Genomic DNA, 16,415 nt, shown 5'->3' with positions numbered 1-16,415 from the left:
CGTGCTGGCCTTTTGCTCAATGCTGTGGGCGCAACTGCAGCGTGGCGATCACGCTGATCGCCGCGGTGGCCACCAGATATCCGCACGCCAGCCAGGGCGTGCCGCCGCCGGCGGCGATCAGTGCGGTGAGGATCAGTGGGGTCAGACCCGAGGCGTAGACGCCCGAGAGCTGATACACCGTCGACAGTCCGGTGTAGCGAGTCCGCGTCGGGAACAACGACGCGTACAGCGTGCCCTGCGCGCCGTAGAACCAGGCGTGAATGACGCCGAACGCCAACAACATTCCCACCGCATAGGCCGTGATGCTGCCGGTGTTGAACAATGCGAAGGCAGGAAACACCACCACGGCGTAAGCGGCGATGCCCGACGCGTAGACGGCCTTCGGGCTGAACTTGTCGGCGAGCAGACCCGACACCGGCAGTAGCACCGCCATCAGCAGTGCCGCCGCGGTCACCACGATCAGGACCGGCACCTTGCCCAGATGCAGCGTCGTCGTGGCATACGCGATGGTGAACACGCCCCAGGTGTTGAACGCGGCACCCTCACCCCAGCGCGACAGCAGGCCGAGCACGGTCGAACGCAACGCCGGGGGCCGGAAGATCTCCTTGACGGGGACCGCCGAGCGTTCGTCGTCGTCGCGCAGCTTCTCGAATGCCGGCGTCTCGGCCACCCGGAACCGCACCACGACGCCGAAGACCACCAGCACGACGCTGAACAGGAACGCGATCCGCCAGCCGTAGGTCTGGAACGCCTCTGCGGACAGCCACAGCTGCAGGAGCACGAACACCCCGGTGCCCAGTGCCAGACCCAGGGCGAGCCCGACCTGCGGGATGCTGCCGAACAGTCCGCGGCGATGCCGGGGACTGTGCTCGACGGCCAACAGCACCGCGCCGGCCCACTCGCCGCCGAGGGCGAATCCCTGGACCACGCGCAGCACCAGCAGCAGGATCGGGGCCAGGACGCCGATCTGCGCCGCGGTGGGCAGCACTCCCATCAGTGCGGTGGCCGCACCCATCAACAGCATGGTCAGGGCAAGCGTGCGTTTGCGGCCGATCCGGTCGCCGATGTGGCCGAACACGAATCCGCCGATGGGCCGCACGACGAACCCGACCGCGAACGTGGCGAATGCCAGCATGGTGCCGACGAACGAGCTCTGGTCCGGGAAGAAGGTGTGGTTGAACACCAGGCTGGCGGCGGTGGCGTAGAGGAAGAAGTCGTACCACTCGATCGTCGTCCCGAGCACGCTGGCCAGCACCGCCGTGCGCACCGTGTTTCCTGAGGCGGGCGTCGCCGTGGAGGCGGTGGGCGGGGCGGCTGCGATAGTCACCCTAGTTGTCTAGTGACCGCCCGACGCTGCGCACACCGTTGCGCGCGAGGTGATTCAAACCCGGCCGCGAGCGTGCGCAGAATGCTGGCCTATACCGGCGTGTAGGCCTGCAGACACGCACGCTCGCGCAGCTGGGGTTACCCGAAGGCCAGGTCGATGATCTCCTGCTGTTCGACGGCATGCACCTTCGACGACCCCGATGACGGAGCCGACATCGCGCGCCGCGAGATCCGGGTGATCGGGTTGAAGTAGTCCGGCAGCACCTCGGGCAGGGTCAGGCCGAGTGACGGCCAGGCGCCCTGGTTGGCCGGCTCCTCCTGCACCCAGAACTTCTGGGTGACATTCGGGTAGCGGTCCAGCGTCTCGGCCAACCGGCGCCGCGGGAGCGGGGCGAGCTGTTCGAGCCGAACGATCGCCACGTCTTCGCGGTTGTCCTTGGCCTTGCGGGCCGCCAGGTCGTAGTAGATCTTGCCGCTGCACAGCAGGACGCGGGTGACCTTGCTGCGATCGCCCTCGCCGTCGGTGTAGACCGGTTCCTCCAGCACCGAACGGAACTTGTTCTCGGTGAAGTCGCGGATGTCGCTGACCGCGGCCTTGTTGCGCAGCATCGACTTCGGGGTGAAGACGATCAGCGGACGCTGGATGCCGTCCATGCCGTGCCGGCGCAACAGGTGGAAGTAGTTCGCCGGAGTGGACGGCACCGCGATGGTCATCGAGCCCTCGGCCCACAGCTGCAGGAAGCGCTCGATGCGGCCCGAGGTGTGGTCGGGGCCCTGACCCTCATGGCCGTGCGGCAGCAGCAGCACGACGTCGGAGAGCTGGCCCCACTTGGCCTCACCGGAGCTGATGAACTCGTCGATGATCGACTGGGCGCCGTTGACGAAGTCGCCGAACTGCGCCTCCCACAACACCATTGCGTCGGGATTGCCCACCGAGTAGCCGTACTCGAAGCCCACCGCGGCGTATTCCGACAGCGCAGAGTTGTAGACCAGGAACTTACCGCCGGTGGGGGTGCCGTCGGTGCTGGTGGCCAGCAGCTGCAGCGGGGTGAACTCCTCGCCGGTCTTGCGGTCGACGATCACCGAGTGGCGCTGGGTGAAGGTGCCGCGCTGGGTGTCCTGGCCGGAGATCCGGACCAGCTTGCCCTCCGAGACCAGCGACCCGAGCGCGAGCAACTCGGCGAACGCCCAGTCGACCTTGCCCTCGTAGGCCATCTCACGGCGCCGCTCCAGCACCGGCTTGACGCGCGGGTGCACGGTGAACCCGTCCGGCAGGGCCAGATGGGCGTCGCCGATCCGGGCGAGCAGGGACTTGTCCACCGCAGTGGCGAGCCGCTGCGGGATCTGCTGGTCGGCCTCGACCGATTCGCTGGGCTCGGCAGCGTGCTTCTCCAGCTCGCGGACCTCGTTGAACACCCGCTCCAGCTGACCCTGGTAGTCACGCAGGGCGTCCTCGGCCTCTTTCATCGAGATGTCGCCACGGCCGATCAGTGATTCGGTGTAGGCCTTGCGGGAGCCGCGCTTCGTGTCGATGAGGTCGTACATGTACGGCTGGGTCATCGACGGATCGTCGCCCTCGTTGTGTCCGCGGCGGCGGTAGCACAGCATGTCGATGACGACGTCCTTCTTGAACGCCTGGCGGAAGTCCACTGCCAGCCGCGCCACCCAGGCACACGCCTCGGGGTCGTCGCCGTTGACGTGGAAGATCGGTGCGCCGATCATCTTGGCGACGTCGGTGCAGTACTCGCTGGAGCGCGAATCCGTTGGCGCCGTGGTGAACCCGATCTGGTTGTTGACCACGATGTGGATGGTGCCGCCGGTGCGGTAACCGTCCAGCAGGGCCAGGTTCAGCGTCTCGGCGACCACGCCCTGGCCGGCGAACGCCGCGTCGCCGTGCAGCATCAGCGGGACGACCGGGTACTCGCCGGAGACGTCGGCGTCCTTGCTGCCGTCCAGCAGATCCTGCTTGGCCCGTACCAGACCCTCGAGCACCGGGTCGACGGCTTCCAGATGCGAGGGGTTGGCGGTCAGCGACACCTCGATGTCGTTCTCGCCGAACATCTGGATATAGGTGCCGGTGGCGCCGAGGTGGTACTTGACGTCGCCGGAGCCGTGGGCCTGGCTCGGGTTGAGGTTGCCCTCGAACTCGGTGAAGATCTGGCTGTAGGGCTTGCCGACGATGTTGGCCAGCACGTTGAGGCGGCCGCGGTGCGGCATGCCGATGACCACCTCGGCGAGCGCGTGCTCGGCGCACTGGTCGATCACGGCGTCCATCATCGGGATGACGGTCTCCGCGCCTTCCAGCGAGAAGCGCTTCTGCCCAACGTATTTGGTCTGCAGGAAGGTCTCGAATGCCTCGGCCGCATTGAGCTTGCTCAGGATGTACTTCTGCTCGGCGACGGTGGGCTTGTCGTGCTTGACCTCGACGCGTTCCTGGATCCAGCGCTGCTGCTCGGGTTCGAGGATGTGCGTGTACTCCACACCGATGTGGCGGCAGTAGGCGTCACGCAGCACCGAGAGCACGTCGCGCAGTTTCATGTACTGCTTGCCGGCGAACCCGTCGACCTTGAACTCGCGGTCCAGGTCCCACAGCGTCAAGCCATGGGTGTTGACGTCGAGATCGGGGTGACTGCGGAAGCGGGTGTTGTCCAGCCGCAGCGGGTCGATGTCGGCCATCAGGTGGCCGCGGTTGCGGTAGGCCGCGATCAGCTCGATGACACGGGCGTTCTTGTCGGCGATCGAGTCCGGGTTGTCGGTGCGCCAGCGCACCGGCTCATACGGGATGCCGAGTTCGCGGAAGATCTCGTCGTAGAACTCGTCGTCGAGCAGCAGGGTGTGGATGGTGCGCAGGAAGTCGCCCGACTCGGCACCCTGGATGATGCGGTGGTCATAGGTCGATGTCAGGGTGATCAGCTTGCCGATGCCCAGGTCGGCGATGCGTTCCTCGCTGGCGCCCTGGAACTCGGCCGGGTACTCCATGGCGCCCGCGCCGATGATGGCGCCCTGGCCCTGCATGAGCCGCGGCACCGAGTGCACGGTGCCGATCGTGCCCGGGTTGGTCAGCGAGATGGTCACGCCGGAGAAGTCCTCGGCGGTCAGCTTGCCGTCACGGGCACGGCGCACGATGTCCTCGTAGGCTGCGATGAACTGGCCGAAATGCATTGTCTCGCAACGCTTGATCGCTGCAACGACCAGTGACCGGTTGCCATCCTTGCCGGGCAGGTCGATGGCCAGGCCCAGGTTGGTGTGGGCCGGGGTGACCGCAGCCGGCTTGCCGTTGGCCTCGGCGAAGTACCGGTTCATGTTCGGGAACTTCTTGACCGCCTGCACGATCGCGTAGCCGAGCAGATGGGTGAAGCTGACCTTGCCGCCACGGGTGCGCTTGAGGTGGTTGTTGATGACGATGCGGTTGTCGATCATCGCCTTGGCCGGGATGGCCCGCACGCTGGTCGCGGTGGGCACCTCCAGCGACGCGTTCATGTTCTTGACCACGGCCGCCGCCGCGCCACGCAGCACCTGGGACTCGTCGCCCTCGGCGGGGGTGGGGCCCGGCTTCGCCGGCTTGGCCGGTGCAGCAGCCTTGGCCGGTGCGGCCTTGGCGGGCGCCGCTGCCGGAGCGGGTGCCGCCGGCGCGGCGGGAGTTGCTGGCGGTGCGGCGGCAGGCGCTGTCTGCGCCGCCGGCTGACCGTTGGCGACGGTGTTGTCGGTGGTGGGTTCAGGGGAGTAGTCGACCAGAAATTCGTGCCAACTCGGATCCACCGAAGAGGGATCCTCGCGGAACTTGCGATACATCTCCTCGACCAACCACTCGTTCTGCCCGAATGGTGAAGGTGAACTGCTCACGGCAGACACTCGCCTCGATTCTTGTGTCCGGCCAGCCGTCACATGCAGGCTTGCCGCTTGTGTTCTTCTGTGGGCGGCCGACCCCTCTGGACCGCCGCATAAAGGCTATCGCCTTTCAGCGCCACCTGAGGTCAGCATGGTCCTCAGGGGTTGGCGGACGGCAGCACATGCAACGTTGCGGGCCACCGCGGCGGGGGTGCGCCGAACGCCTGGCGGGCGTTGGCGACGATCTTCTTACCCATCAGCCGGTTGCCGACGCCGCCGATGACAGCGCCGATGCCCACCGGCAGCATCTTGCCGAAAGCCATCGCGCCGCGCTTGAGCGTATACCGCTTGACGAAGTACTTGACCAGCCGGGAGTTGAGCTGGGAGACCGCGGGCAACGGCAGCGTCGCCGCACCGTCGGACAGCCACGCACCGCTGGTCCGCCCGGTGCCGAGCAGGTCGGCGATGGCACGCTTGCTGTCTTCGCCGACGAGGACCGAAAGCACCAGCGCACGGCGCCGTTCGCGATGGTCGGCCGGGATGCCGTGCACCTCGGCGACGGCGAGCACGAACACCGACGTGGCTTCGAGGAACACGACCGTCTCGCCGGCGACGGCCGACAGCGCCGCCAGGGTTCCGATGCCGGGGAAGGCGGCGGCCGAGCCGACTGCGGCGCCGCTGGCCATCACCGCGGCCAGGTAGTGCTTCTCCAGCCGGGTCACGATCTCGGCCGGGGTGGCATCGGGCTGGTGGCTGCGCAACCGGTCCACGTAGGCCTTGACGGCCGGAGCCTGGACGCGCGAACTGCGCTCGATGATGGCCGAGAGCACCTTGGCCGCCGTGCTGGGATCTTCGGTCTCTTCGACCTTCGCAGGCAGGGCTTTGGACCGCGCACGCACTTCGGGGCCTCCCAGGTGTGAACCCATCGTTGACTGCCAGGCTAACGCTTGACCTGACGTCGGGAGAACGAACGGTCACCCGTTGCCGGTGCCCGAGGGTGACAGCCGTCACGGGAACAAAAAACTGAAATGCGGGGCTGTTCACCTTCATGGCATCATCGCCCGACGTGGACCAGACGACATCGGTAGCTGAGCACAGTCGGATGCCGGGTCGGATCCGGATGATTCTCGTCCTGGGTGCGCTGGTGGCGCTGGGTCCACTGACCATCGACATGTATCTGCCGGCCCTGCCCCGGATCGCCGAGGAGCTCTCGGTCTCCTCCTCGGTGTCGCAGTTGACGCTCACCGGAACCCTGGCCGGTCTGGCCCTCGGCCAGCTGATCGTCGGCCCACTGTCGGATTCGCTGGGACGCAGGCGCCCGTTGATGGCGGGCATCGTGCTGCACATGGTGGCTTCGGTGCTGTGCGTGCTGGCACCCAACATCACCGTTCTCGGGTTGGCGCGCGGCCTACAGGGCATGGGTGCGGCGGCGGCCTCGGTCGTCGCGATCGCCGTGGTCGGCGACCTGTTCAGCGGCACCGTGGCGGCGACGGTGATGTCGCGGTTGATGCTGGTGCTGGGGGTGGCCCCGGTGCTGGCCCCGTCCTTGGGGGCGGCCGTGCTGTTGCACGGGTCCTGGCACTGGGTCTTCGTCGCGCTGGTGGTGGTGGCCGGCGGCCTGCTGGCGATGGCTGCGCTCGCCCTGCCGGAAACCCTGCCGGTCGCCCATCGGCGCCCACTCGCGGTGAGCGGCATCGTCGGCACGTACATCGAGCTGCTGCGTGATTCGCGGTTCGTGATCCTGGTGCTGGTCGCCGCACTGGGCATGTCCGGGTTGTTCGCCTATATCTCGGCGGCGCCGTTCGTCCTGCAGGGCCACTACGGTCTCGACCAGCAGGCCTTCGCGCTGGTGTTCGCCGCGGGGGCGATCGCGCTGATCGGCTCCACCCAGTTCAACGTCGTGCTGCTGCGCCGGTTCTCGCCGCAGACCATCACGGTGGCGGCGCTGAGCTGGTCGACCCTTGCCGGGGTGGTGTTCGTGGTGCTGACCGTGGCGCACGTCGGTGGGCTGTCCGCCTTCGTGGTGCCGGTGCTGGCGATCCTGGCGGGAATGGGCCTGGTGCTTCCCAACGCCCCGGCCGTCGCACTGTCGCGGCATCCCGACGCTGCCGGAACGGCGGCCGCGTTGCTGGGCGCGGCGCAGTTCGGCCTCGGCGCGGCGGTGGCACCGGCGATCGGGGCCCTGGGCAACGGTGCGCTGGCGTTGTCGTGGGTGATGACGGCCGGCATGGCGATCGCCCTGACGGCGCTGCTGGTCGGTCGGCGTAACGACGATGACGAGCCGAGCGAATGCCCGGGCGACACGCTCGTCGTTTCCGAGGCGGTTGTCGAGCCCGCCTGACGCGCTCCCGGGTAGCGTCGGCTGGGCCCGCCAACCACCCAACTGAGCCGGACCCGAGGCCCAACACACCGCATCGCCATGTCTCCAGCGCTGAACGCCCGCACCCCGAGCCCGCAGGGCAGGGTGCCCGCGCGTGCGGACAACCCGTGGAACGCGCTGTGGGCCATGATGGTCGGCTTCTTCATGATCCTGGTCGACGCGACGATCGTCGCCGTCGCCAATCCGACCATCATGGAAGAGCTCGGCGCCGATTACGACGGCGTGATCTGGGTGACCAGCGCTTACCTGCTGGCGTACGCCGTGCCGCTGCTCGTCGCGGGCCGGTTGGGCGATGTCTACGGGCCCAAGAACCTCTATCTCGCCGGCCTGGCCGTGTTCACCGCGGCCTCGCTGTGGTGCGGTTTCGCCGGCAGTATCGGGATGCTGATCGCGGCCCGTGTGGTGCAGGGCATCGGTGCGGCCCTGCTGACCCCGCAGACGTTGTCCACGATCACCCGCATCTTCCCGCCCGAGCGGCGCGGGGTGGCGATGAGTGTGTGGGGCGCGACGGCCGGGGTGGCCACGTTGGTCGGTCCGCTGGCCGGTGGCGTGCTGGTCGGGGGACTGGGCTGGCAGTGGATCTTCTTCGTCAACGTGCCGATCGGGGTTGTCGGCTTCGCACTGGCGGTCTGGCTGGTGCCGGTGCTACCCACCCAGGACCACCGGTTCGACGTGCTGGGCGTGGTGCTGTCCGGGGTGGGCATGTTCCTGATCGTGTTCGCGCTGCAGGAGGGGCAGTCGCGCCACTGGGCGCCGTGGGTGTGGGCCACCGGCGCGGTCGGTATTGCCGTGATGGTGGCGTTCGTGTGCTGGCAGGCGGTCAACACCGCCGAGCCGCTGATCCCGTTGCGGATCTTCAAAGATCGCGACTTCAGCCTGGCCAACGTGGGCGTCGCCACGATCGGGTTCGCGGTGACCGCGATGATCCTGCCGTTGATGTTCTACGCCCAGACGGTGTGCGGACTGTCGCCGATCCGGTCGGCACTCTTGACTGCTCCGACGGCGATCGCCAGCGGTGTGCTGGCGCCGGTCGTGGGTCGCATCGTCGACCGGGCGCATCCGACGCCGGTGATCGGTTTCGGTTTCTCGGCGATGGCGATCGGGCTGACCTGGCTGGCGATGGAGATGACCCCGACGACGCCGATCTGGCGCCTCTTGCTGCCGCAGTTGGTGATGGGCGTCGGCATGGCGTTCATCTGGTCGCCGTTGGCAGCGACCGCGACGCGCAACCTGCCGCCGGATCTGGCCGGGGCCGGATCCGGCGTGTACAACGCCACCCGCCAGGTCGGGTCGGTGCTCGGCAGCGCGGGGATCGCGGCGTACATGACGTCGCGTATCAGCGCAGAGATGCCGGGGGCGGCCGGCGCGGCGCCCCGTGGTGAGGGTGCGGTCGCCGAGTTGCCGGAGTTCCTGCACGCGCCGTTCGCGGCGGCGATGTCGCAGTCCATGCTCCTGCCGGCCTTCATCGCGCTGTTCGGGGTGGTGGCCGCGCTGTTCCTGCTCGGTTTCGATGCCGAGCCCGTGTTCACTTCCGAGCCGGATCCCTACCTGGACCCCCGCGACGACGATGACGACGATTACGTGGAGTTCACGGTGAGCCATCACCACATCGATGGCGACGGTGTGGCCGACGCGGTGACCGATTCGTTCCGGGTGCTGCCGCTGACCGAGGATCCCGAGAAATGGGAGAACATCTACGCCGAGTTCATGGCAGAGCGCGAGGATTGAACAGCACGGCGCGATTGAGGTATCCGTCCGGATCGAAGGCGGCCTTGATCGTGCGCATGGCTGCGATGTCGGCCTCGGTGCGTGACATCGCCACATAGTCGCGCTTGCGTGACCCGACGCCGTGTTCGGAGCTGACGTTGCCGCCGCAGTCGGCGATCAACGTCATCATCGCGGCATACAACCCCGCCTCGGCGTCGGTGGAGCACCGCAGCACGTTCAGGTGCAGATTGCCCTCCCCGATGTGGCCGAACAGCACCGGAATGGCGTCCGCCGTATGGGTGGCGATCAGTTCGGTGGATTCGGTGGCGAAGTTCTTGATTGCCGAAAGTGGCAGCGAGACATCGAATTTCAATGGCGGACCGAACAATCCGAGCACCTCGGCCACCGACTCCCGTACCTGCCACAGCCGCTGCTGGGCGGTTGTGTCGATGCCGACGGCCGGCTCACCACAGAGGTCGGCCCCGTCCAGCGCGTCGGCCAGGCGTTCGGTCTGGTCGCTGTCGCCGGCCAGTTCGATCAGCAACTGCCAGGCACCGTCGACCGGGGCGGGGACCCCGAGATGCTCGGCGGTCAGCGCACTGGCCCGGGCGTCGATCAGCTCCAGGGCCGCGATGCCGTCGAGGTCGCGGAAGACGCGGCCGGCCCCGGTCAGCGCCTCCAGGTCGGTGAACCCGCAGATCGCGGTGACCCGGTGGGTAGGGGTGGGGTGCAGGCGCAGATCGAGTGCGGTGATCACACCGAGCGTCCCCTCGGCGCCGACGAACAGCGAGGCCAGGTCGTAGCCGGTGTTGTCGCGGCGTACCTGACTGTGCCGGTGGACCACCGATCCGTCGGGCAGAGCGGTGTCCAGGCCCAGCACCTGCTCGCCCATGTTGCCGTAACGAACGGTGCGGAGACCGCCGGCATTGGTGGAGGCCATCCCGCCGACGGTGGCCGATTCGCGCGCGGCCAGGTCCACCCCGAACACCAATCCGGCTGCGGTGGCGGCGCGTTGCACCGCGGCCAGGGGAGTCCCGGCGCCGGCTCGGATACGGCGCTCGACGGTGTCGACGACACCGATCTCGGTGAGGCGCTCGGTCGACAGCAGGATGTCGTCGTTCTCCGGCACCGTCCCGGCCACCAGAGAGGTCCGGCCGCCCTGCACCGTGACACACGCCCCCGCATCGCGGCAGGCGCGCAGTACCGCGGCGACTTCGTCGGCGGTGCCGGGCCGGACCAGAGCTGATGCCTGTCCGCGATACCGCCCGGTGTGGTCGACGCACCGGCCGTCCAGCACGTCGGGATCGGTGGTGACGTAGCCGGCACCGACGATTCCGGCAAGGGTTCCGGTAAGCGTTTCAGTCACCGGTTGGGTGTATCACAGGCCGGGTCCGTCATTCGGTCAGGGCCAGAAATGCGCCCAGCGCGATCAGGCTGTCCGGTTGGCCGGGCAGATAGTCGGTGAGCTGTGGTGAACGCACGATAAAGGCGACGTACTTGGCCCGGCTGATCGCCACGTTGAGCCGGTTGCGGTTCAACAGGAACCCGACGCCGCGGGGGACGTCGGCGGCCGAGGACGCCGTCATCGACACGAACACCACGGGCGCCTGTCTGCCCTGGAACTTGTCCACGGTGCCGGCCTGCACCTCGGTGAGACCCGCTGCGTCCAGTGCGCGACGCACCGTGGTCACCTGAGCGTTGTAGGGCGTGACGACCAGGAAGTGGTCCTGCTCAAGCGGGGTGCTGCCGTGTTCGTCGGTCCAGGTGGTGCCCAGCAGACCGGTGATGGTGGTGACGATCGCGGCGGCCTCTTCCGGACTGTCGGTCGAATTGCCGAGGTGCTCGACCGTGAGCACCCGGACTCCCGGTTCGATGCCGTCGAGTTTGCGTGCCGCACTGACCTTTTCATGCGACTGCAGCCGGCCGTCATAGGACAGTCGGGAGACCGGGCCGCACACCGCCGGATGCATCCGGAAGGAGTGGTCCAGGAAGTAGCCGCGCTCGGCCGGCAGCGTGTGCGCCCCGTCGACGAGCCAGCCCAGCGCGGAATCGTCCACCGGTGCCGGGTGGGTGCCCTGACAGACCTGCGGGAGTTGTTGCGGGTCGCCCAGCAGCAGCAGATTCCGCGCGGCGGGGGCCACCGCGATGGTGTTGGCCAGGTTGAACTGCCCGGCCTCCTCGATCACGAGCAGATCGAGGCATTGCCGCGGTACCCGCGTCTCGTTCGCGAAATCCCATGCGGTGCCGCCGATCACGCAGCCGGGGTGGTCGGCGATGAACGACGCGTAGTGGTTCTCGCCGATCTCGGTCCACCGCGGGTCGGCGCCTTTGCGCTTCTTGGCCACCTGCGCCGCGTCCACCCCGGCATCGAGTACCTGCTCGAGCAGATGCTCGATCACCGCATGCGACTGCGCGACGATCCCGATGCGCCAACCGTGTTGGTTGACCAGTCCGGCGATGATCCGCGCCGAGGTGTGGGTTTTCCCGGTGCCGGGCGGCCCGTGCACCGCGATGTACGAGCAGTCCAGATCCAGCAGAGCCGCGCTGACGTCGGCGGCGGTGTCACCGTTGCGGGGTAGCGGGCCGCCGCTGACGGTGCGGGGCGGACGACGTAACAGGACATCGGTCATCGCATCGGCGGGCAGGTTCGGCAGACCGGCGGCGACGGTGGTGGCGGTGCTGTCGATGGATGCCTGCAGGGGCTTGGTGTTGATCGGCGGGCCAGGGGTGAGCGCGAACGGCACCTGGGTGAAGGCGTCACCGTCCTTGGGTTGGCGTTCGGTGATCAGCACTTCGGTGGGTGCCTCCGGGTTGTCGCAGCCGACGACGGCCGCGCTGCCGAAGCCGCGCCGGTCCGGGTCGTCGGACAGGCCGGCCGGAGCGGGCGGGGTATACAGCGCATATACCTCGGTGCTGAGTTCCCCGGCGTCGATGGCGCCGGTTAGCAAGACCTGGCGTTGGGGTTTGCGGGCGCGTGGCGGGGTGTGCCAGTCGGTGACCACCTGTGCCTTCTCGGCGACGAAAACACCTGTGCTGTCGGCCCATTCGTCGACCGGATTGTTGAGCCGGTCGAAATGGCCCCACCAGAACGGCTTGTCCTCACGCTTGTGGAAACCCCGGGCCGCGGCGATCATCGCGACCGCCTGCTGCTCGTCGGTGCGCGGTTCGACACCGTCGCCGGCGAACTTCAGCAGCTTGCGGTCGGTGGCGTCGGCCTTCTCGATCGGCCCTCCGTCACGCACCGGTTGCGGACCGCGCGGCGGAACCTCGGCTTCGAACGCCCGGTTGATCAACCAGTCCCGCAGCCGGTGGGTGGATCGGCAGTCGTACCGGTTGTAGTCCTCGATCTCCTTGAGCACCGTGGCAGCCTCGTCGTGCTCCCCGGCCTCCCGCAGTGCGCAGTAGCGCGCGTACTCGGTGATCGAATCGGTGGCCTTGGTGACCTCACCGTCGCGGAGCTCGTTGCCCATGTAGAGCGGTTCCAGCGACTTGATGCTGTAGTTCTCGGTGCCGACGCGAATGCTCTTGCGTACCAATGGCAGTAGGTCGACGAGAATGCCGTTGCGCAACAGATCGTCGACGTCGTTCTCGCCGACCCCGTAGCGGCCGGCCAGCCGCAGCAGGGTGCTGCGCTCGTACGGCGCGTAGTGGTAGATGTGCATCTTGGGAAAACGCTTGCGGCGCTTGCGGACCAGGTCCAGGAAATCGATGAGCACCTGACGTTCGCTGGCCCGGTCATGGGCCCAGAGCGGTTGGAAGTTGCCCTCCGCGCCGAGGACGCCCCACAGGTATTCCAGGCCCCACTCGTGACCGTTGACCGTCCACAGCGGGTCGCCCTCGTAGTCGAAGAACAGGTCACCCTTGTCCGGGTCGGGCAGCAGCATCAGCGGTTGCGGATCGACGACCTCGTACGGCGGCTTGGCGTCCACCCGCGGCGCCACCTGCAAGCGGGCCTGGCCGGTCAGCGCTGTCACCACGCGCCGGGCCAGCCCGGGTACGGCTCCGGTGTGCTCGGCCAGTTGATGCACGGTGGTGATGCCCGCGTCGATGAGCCGGGCGCGCTGGGTCGCCCGCATTCCGGCGACCAGGAAGAGGTCGTCGGTGGTGCGGATCTGCTCCTGGCATTCATCGCAGCCGAAACAGGCCCGCACCGTCTCGTCGGACCAGGACACCGCGGTACCGGCGGTGAGGTGGCCGTCGAGCAGTGTCTGCAACGCGCTACGACGCGGCCGGTACACCGCCAGCAGTTCGTCGGCGCGGTAGCTGGCTACCGCGCCGTCGCCGAGGACCAGGTCGACCTCGTCCGCCACCGGCACGCCGGCTCGGGCCAGTACGTCGGCGTAGGCGGCCAGCTGCAGTAGTGCCTCCACCTTCACCGAGCGCGACAGCTTGGTGTCCCGCAGCCGGTAGCGGTCGCCGTCCCAGATCAGAAAGTCGGCGAACCCGGCGAAGCGCCCGTCGAACATCGCGGCCTGGTAGATCACCGGGTCCCGGCGCTCTACTGCTTCGAGAGTGGCCTGGGCAGCCGTGGTCAGACCCGGCACCGTGTAGGCGGGCCGGCCGATCACCGTCACCTCGGACGGTGATGCGTCGGCGCGCAATTCATCGAGGTGGCGCTGCTCGTGTTCCTCGCCGAGTTCTGCTGTGCGGGCCAGTAATTCGTCGTCGGAAGACACTGCCGGTCCCCGGCCCAGCCGCGCGTCGAACGAACGCAGCAGGGCGTACTCACAGCGGGCGGCCGCAGCCAGGTCCGACGCGCTGTAGATGACCGTCGGGCCCGACGCGCCTTCGTCGGTGACGAACACGGTGCCACTGTAGGGCAGCGCTCCGACAGGTCAGGCGGCTTGCGCGGTGAGGTGGGTGCGAGCGGTCCGGACAAACTCGGCAACCAGCGGGTTCGGTTCACCGACCCGGCTGGCCACCACCACCGTGCTGGCCGGGAAGCCCACCACCGGAACGGTGACCAGATCGGCGCGCAGTGACGCACGCCGATCACCGACGGGCAGCACCGCGATCGCCTGCCCGCCTGCGATGAGTTCGAGCCGGTCCTCGAAGCTCTCGTCGATGGGACCAGCCGACATCGGCCCGGGGTCGCTGTCCTGGAATGAACCCGTCGGATAGATCGAGCGGGCCCCGCCGTGGGGGCAGATGAAATCCTCGCCGGCGAAGTCGTCGGGCGACACCGACGTCCGGCCGGCCAGCTGATGGTCGGCAGGCACCACGAGCATCCGTGGCTCGTCGTACAGCGCGGTGACCCGGACCCCGTCGGTCGGGACGAACAGCGGGGCACGGGCCACCAGGACATCCACATGTCCGTCTGTGAAGGCCTTCTCTTCGTGGCATTCGAGGTGGCGGGTGCCGATCTCGGTACCGGGGTGCAGTCGGCGCAGTTCCCGCACGGCCGGGGTGATGACGAGATCCTCGACGTACCCGATCATGACCTTGCCCGCGGGCGCGTAGGCGCGCGCGGTGACGGCGGCCTGCCGGGCGGCTCGCAGGAGGGCCTGCGCCTCCGGCAGGAATGCCTTGCCGGCTTCGGTGAGCTGGGCGCCCTGCGGGATACGCTCCAGCAGACGTACGCCGAGCCGCTTTTCCAGGCGTTGAATCTGGCGACTCAGCGACGGCTGGGCCACGTGCAACTCGGCGGCCGCCCGGCTGAAGTTCAGTTGCTCGGCCACCACCGTGAAATACCGCACCAAGCGCAACTCCAGGTCGACCCCGGCGTCGTTCACCGCACTGTCTCCATGGCTGTTCTCAACCTGGCTCGGGCCCAGCGGTATTCCGATTCGGCATGACGCGGTGCCGAACAGGTCTTGGACGCGGTTCGGAGGACTGTCGAAGACTCGACGGTATGAGCAGATACGACGGCAAGAACGTGGTGATCACCGGGGGAAGCAGCGGGCTGGGGCTGGCGGCCGCACAGTTCCTGGTGGACAACGGCGCTCGCGTGCTGGTCACCGGCCGCAGCCAGGACACGCTGGACGATGCGGGGCGGCAGCTCGGCGGCAACGGGATCACGGTCCGTAGCGACGCGAGCTCGCTACCGGATATCGACGCGCTGGCCGGCCGCGTCAAGATCGAATTCGGCACGGTCGACGCGTTGGTCGTCAACGCCGGCATCGGTAGCTTCGACCCCTTCGATGCGGTGACCGAGCAGACCTTCGATGAGGTCTTCGCGATCAACACCAAGGGGCCGTTCTTCACCGTGCAGAGGCTGGCGCCGCTGCTCGCGGAGGGCAGTGGTGTGGTGCTGACGACGTCGATCGCGAACCAGACGGGGTGGGATGCGCTGAGCGTGTACTCGGCCAGCAAGGCGGCGCTGCGATCGATGGCCCGCACTCTCAGCCGGGAGTTGCTGCCCAGAGGAATTCGGGTCAACGCGATCAGCCCCGGCTCGATCGACACCGGCAAGTTGGAGAAGGAAGTGCCGGAGAAGGCCGCCCAACTCAAGGCCGAGTTCACCGCGAGCAGTCCGATGAAGCGGTGGGGTCGGCCCAGCGAGTTTGCGCCTGCGGTGGCATTTTTGGCGCTTGACGCGACGTATGTCGCCGGCACCGAGCTGGTGGTCGACGGCGGCGAGTCACAACTGTGACGGGGCTGCGGATCTAGCCTGTGTTGCCCATCAACTCCACGCCGCCGCCGTTCCAGCGGAACTTCACCGTGCTGGCCAGTCCGTGGAATCCGCCCGAGTACTGCAGCGCCACGGTGTCCCCGGTGCTGGCCGTCTTGTCGATGGCGTTGAAGCCGTAGGTGTCGGGCACGCCGGTGGGGATGAACTTGCCGAGGTGGAACAGCACGGCCCGGGTGTTGGGGTGTTCGGAGTTGGTGTTGGCTTTGACGATCACCGCCGACAGCTGCGCGCACTCGTTGTAGTTGCCCGCCAGCGGTTCGGGGCTCCAGGCCTGATTGCTGCGCGGGTCACGGGGCAACTCGGAGACGGCCTTGGCGATCTCGGGTGCGGCCAGGTTGACCGCGCACGGGTCGGCCTGCGGTGCCGCCGGTGTCGGGGCGGCCTTGGCGGCTGGTTTCGACGCCGGGGGCGGTGCCGCGTTGGCGCTGGCTTCGGGGGTTTTTGAGACCGTGGAATCTCCTGATCCGCACCCCGCGAGCGTGAGCACGGCCGCCACGACGACCCCGGGCGCCATGGCGAACACTGCGACCCGTTTCACAGTTG

10 protein-coding genes are annotated in these 16,415 nt (G+C 68.0%); 3 read left to right on the top strand and 7 right to left on the bottom strand.

Going from position 1 to position 16,415, the window contains the following annotated elements; all coding sequences use genetic code 11:
- Positions 1–16: 16 nt before the first annotated feature.
- The 3 genes from A5779_RS26460 to A5779_RS26450 form a co-directional block, all read right to left on the bottom strand.
- A complete protein-coding gene (locus tag A5779_RS26460) occupies positions 17–1,327 on the bottom strand; it encodes an MFS transporter (RefSeq protein ID WP_064886692.1) in 1,311 nt (436 codons plus the stop codon).
- A 137-nt stretch (positions 1,328–1,464) separates the two neighbouring features.
- Positions 1,465–5,169 (bottom strand): multifunctional oxoglutarate decarboxylase/oxoglutarate dehydrogenase thiamine pyrophosphate-binding subunit/dihydrolipoyllysine-residue succinyltransferase subunit, encoded by a 3,705-nt coding sequence (locus A5779_RS26455; protein WP_064886691.1) that lies wholly within the window; start codon positions 5,167–5,169, stop codon positions 1,465–1,467.
- A gap of 143 nt (positions 5,170–5,312) precedes the next feature.
- The gene (locus tag A5779_RS26450) at positions 5,313–6,080 is read right to left on the bottom strand and encodes a hypothetical protein (RefSeq protein ID WP_064886690.1); all 768 of its coding nucleotides are present in this window, start codon (positions 6,078–6,080) and stop codon (positions 5,313–5,315) included.
- Positions 6,081–6,202: 122 nt separating this feature from the next.
- Between A5779_RS26450 and A5779_RS26445 the strand changes: the two genes are divergently transcribed.
- A complete protein-coding gene (locus tag A5779_RS26445) occupies positions 6,203–7,495 on the top strand; it encodes a multidrug effflux MFS transporter (protein WP_064886689.1) in 1,293 nt (430 codons plus the stop codon).
- Between the two features lie 78 nt (positions 7,496–7,573).
- The gene (locus tag A5779_RS26440; RefSeq protein ID WP_064886688.1) at positions 7,574–9,262 is read left to right on the top strand and encodes an MFS transporter; all 1,689 of its coding nucleotides are present in this window, start codon (positions 7,574–7,576) and stop codon (positions 9,260–9,262) included.
- On the opposite strand, the gene A5779_RS26435 is transcribed toward A5779_RS26440, so the two are convergent.
- Genes A5779_RS26435 through A5779_RS26425 form a run of 3 tightly spaced genes read right to left on the bottom strand, consistent with a single transcriptional unit; the run spans position 9,240 to position 14,973 of the window.
- Positions 9,240–10,607, bottom strand: coding sequence for an FAD-binding oxidoreductase (locus A5779_RS26435; RefSeq protein WP_064886687.1), 1,368 nt, complete (start codon positions 10,605–10,607; stop codon positions 9,240–9,242). The two genes, A5779_RS26440 and A5779_RS26435, sit on opposite strands and share 23 nt — an antisense overlap.
- 28 nt (positions 10,608–10,635) lie before the next feature.
- Entirely contained in the window at positions 10,636–14,046 is a 3,411-nt protein-coding gene (locus tag A5779_RS26430; RefSeq protein ID WP_064886686.1) for a TM0106 family RecB-like putative nuclease, read from the bottom strand.
- 30 nt (positions 14,047–14,076) lie between these two features.
- Positions 14,077–14,973 carry a LysR family transcriptional regulator gene (locus A5779_RS26425; RefSeq protein WP_064886685.1) on the bottom strand — a complete coding sequence of 299 codons (897 nt, stop codon included), beginning with the start codon at positions 14,971–14,973 and terminating at the stop codon, positions 14,077–14,079.
- A gap of 119 nt (positions 14,974–15,092) precedes the next feature.
- Between A5779_RS26425 and A5779_RS26420 the strand changes: the two genes are divergently transcribed.
- Positions 15,093–15,833: an SDR family oxidoreductase gene (locus A5779_RS26420; RefSeq protein ID WP_064886684.1), complete on the top strand. Its 741-nt coding sequence runs from the start codon at positions 15,093–15,095 to the stop codon at positions 15,831–15,833.
- A gap of 13 nt (positions 15,834–15,846) precedes the next feature.
- Here the strand turns inward: A5779_RS26420 and A5779_RS26415 are convergent, their stop codons facing one another.
- A complete protein-coding gene (locus A5779_RS26415) occupies positions 15,847–16,386 on the bottom strand; it encodes an LppP/LprE family lipoprotein (RefSeq protein ID WP_064886712.1) in 540 nt (179 codons plus the stop codon).
- Positions 16,387–16,415: the final 29 nt, after the last annotated feature.

The organism is Mycolicibacterium peregrinum (assembly GCF_001665625.1).
GTDB classification, from domain to species: domain Bacteria; phylum Actinomycetota; class Actinomycetes; order Mycobacteriales; family Mycobacteriaceae; genus Mycobacterium; species Mycobacterium peregrinum_B.
Note: the sequence above shows the minus strand (reverse complement) of the source record. Positions and strands in the feature narration are given on the sequence as shown.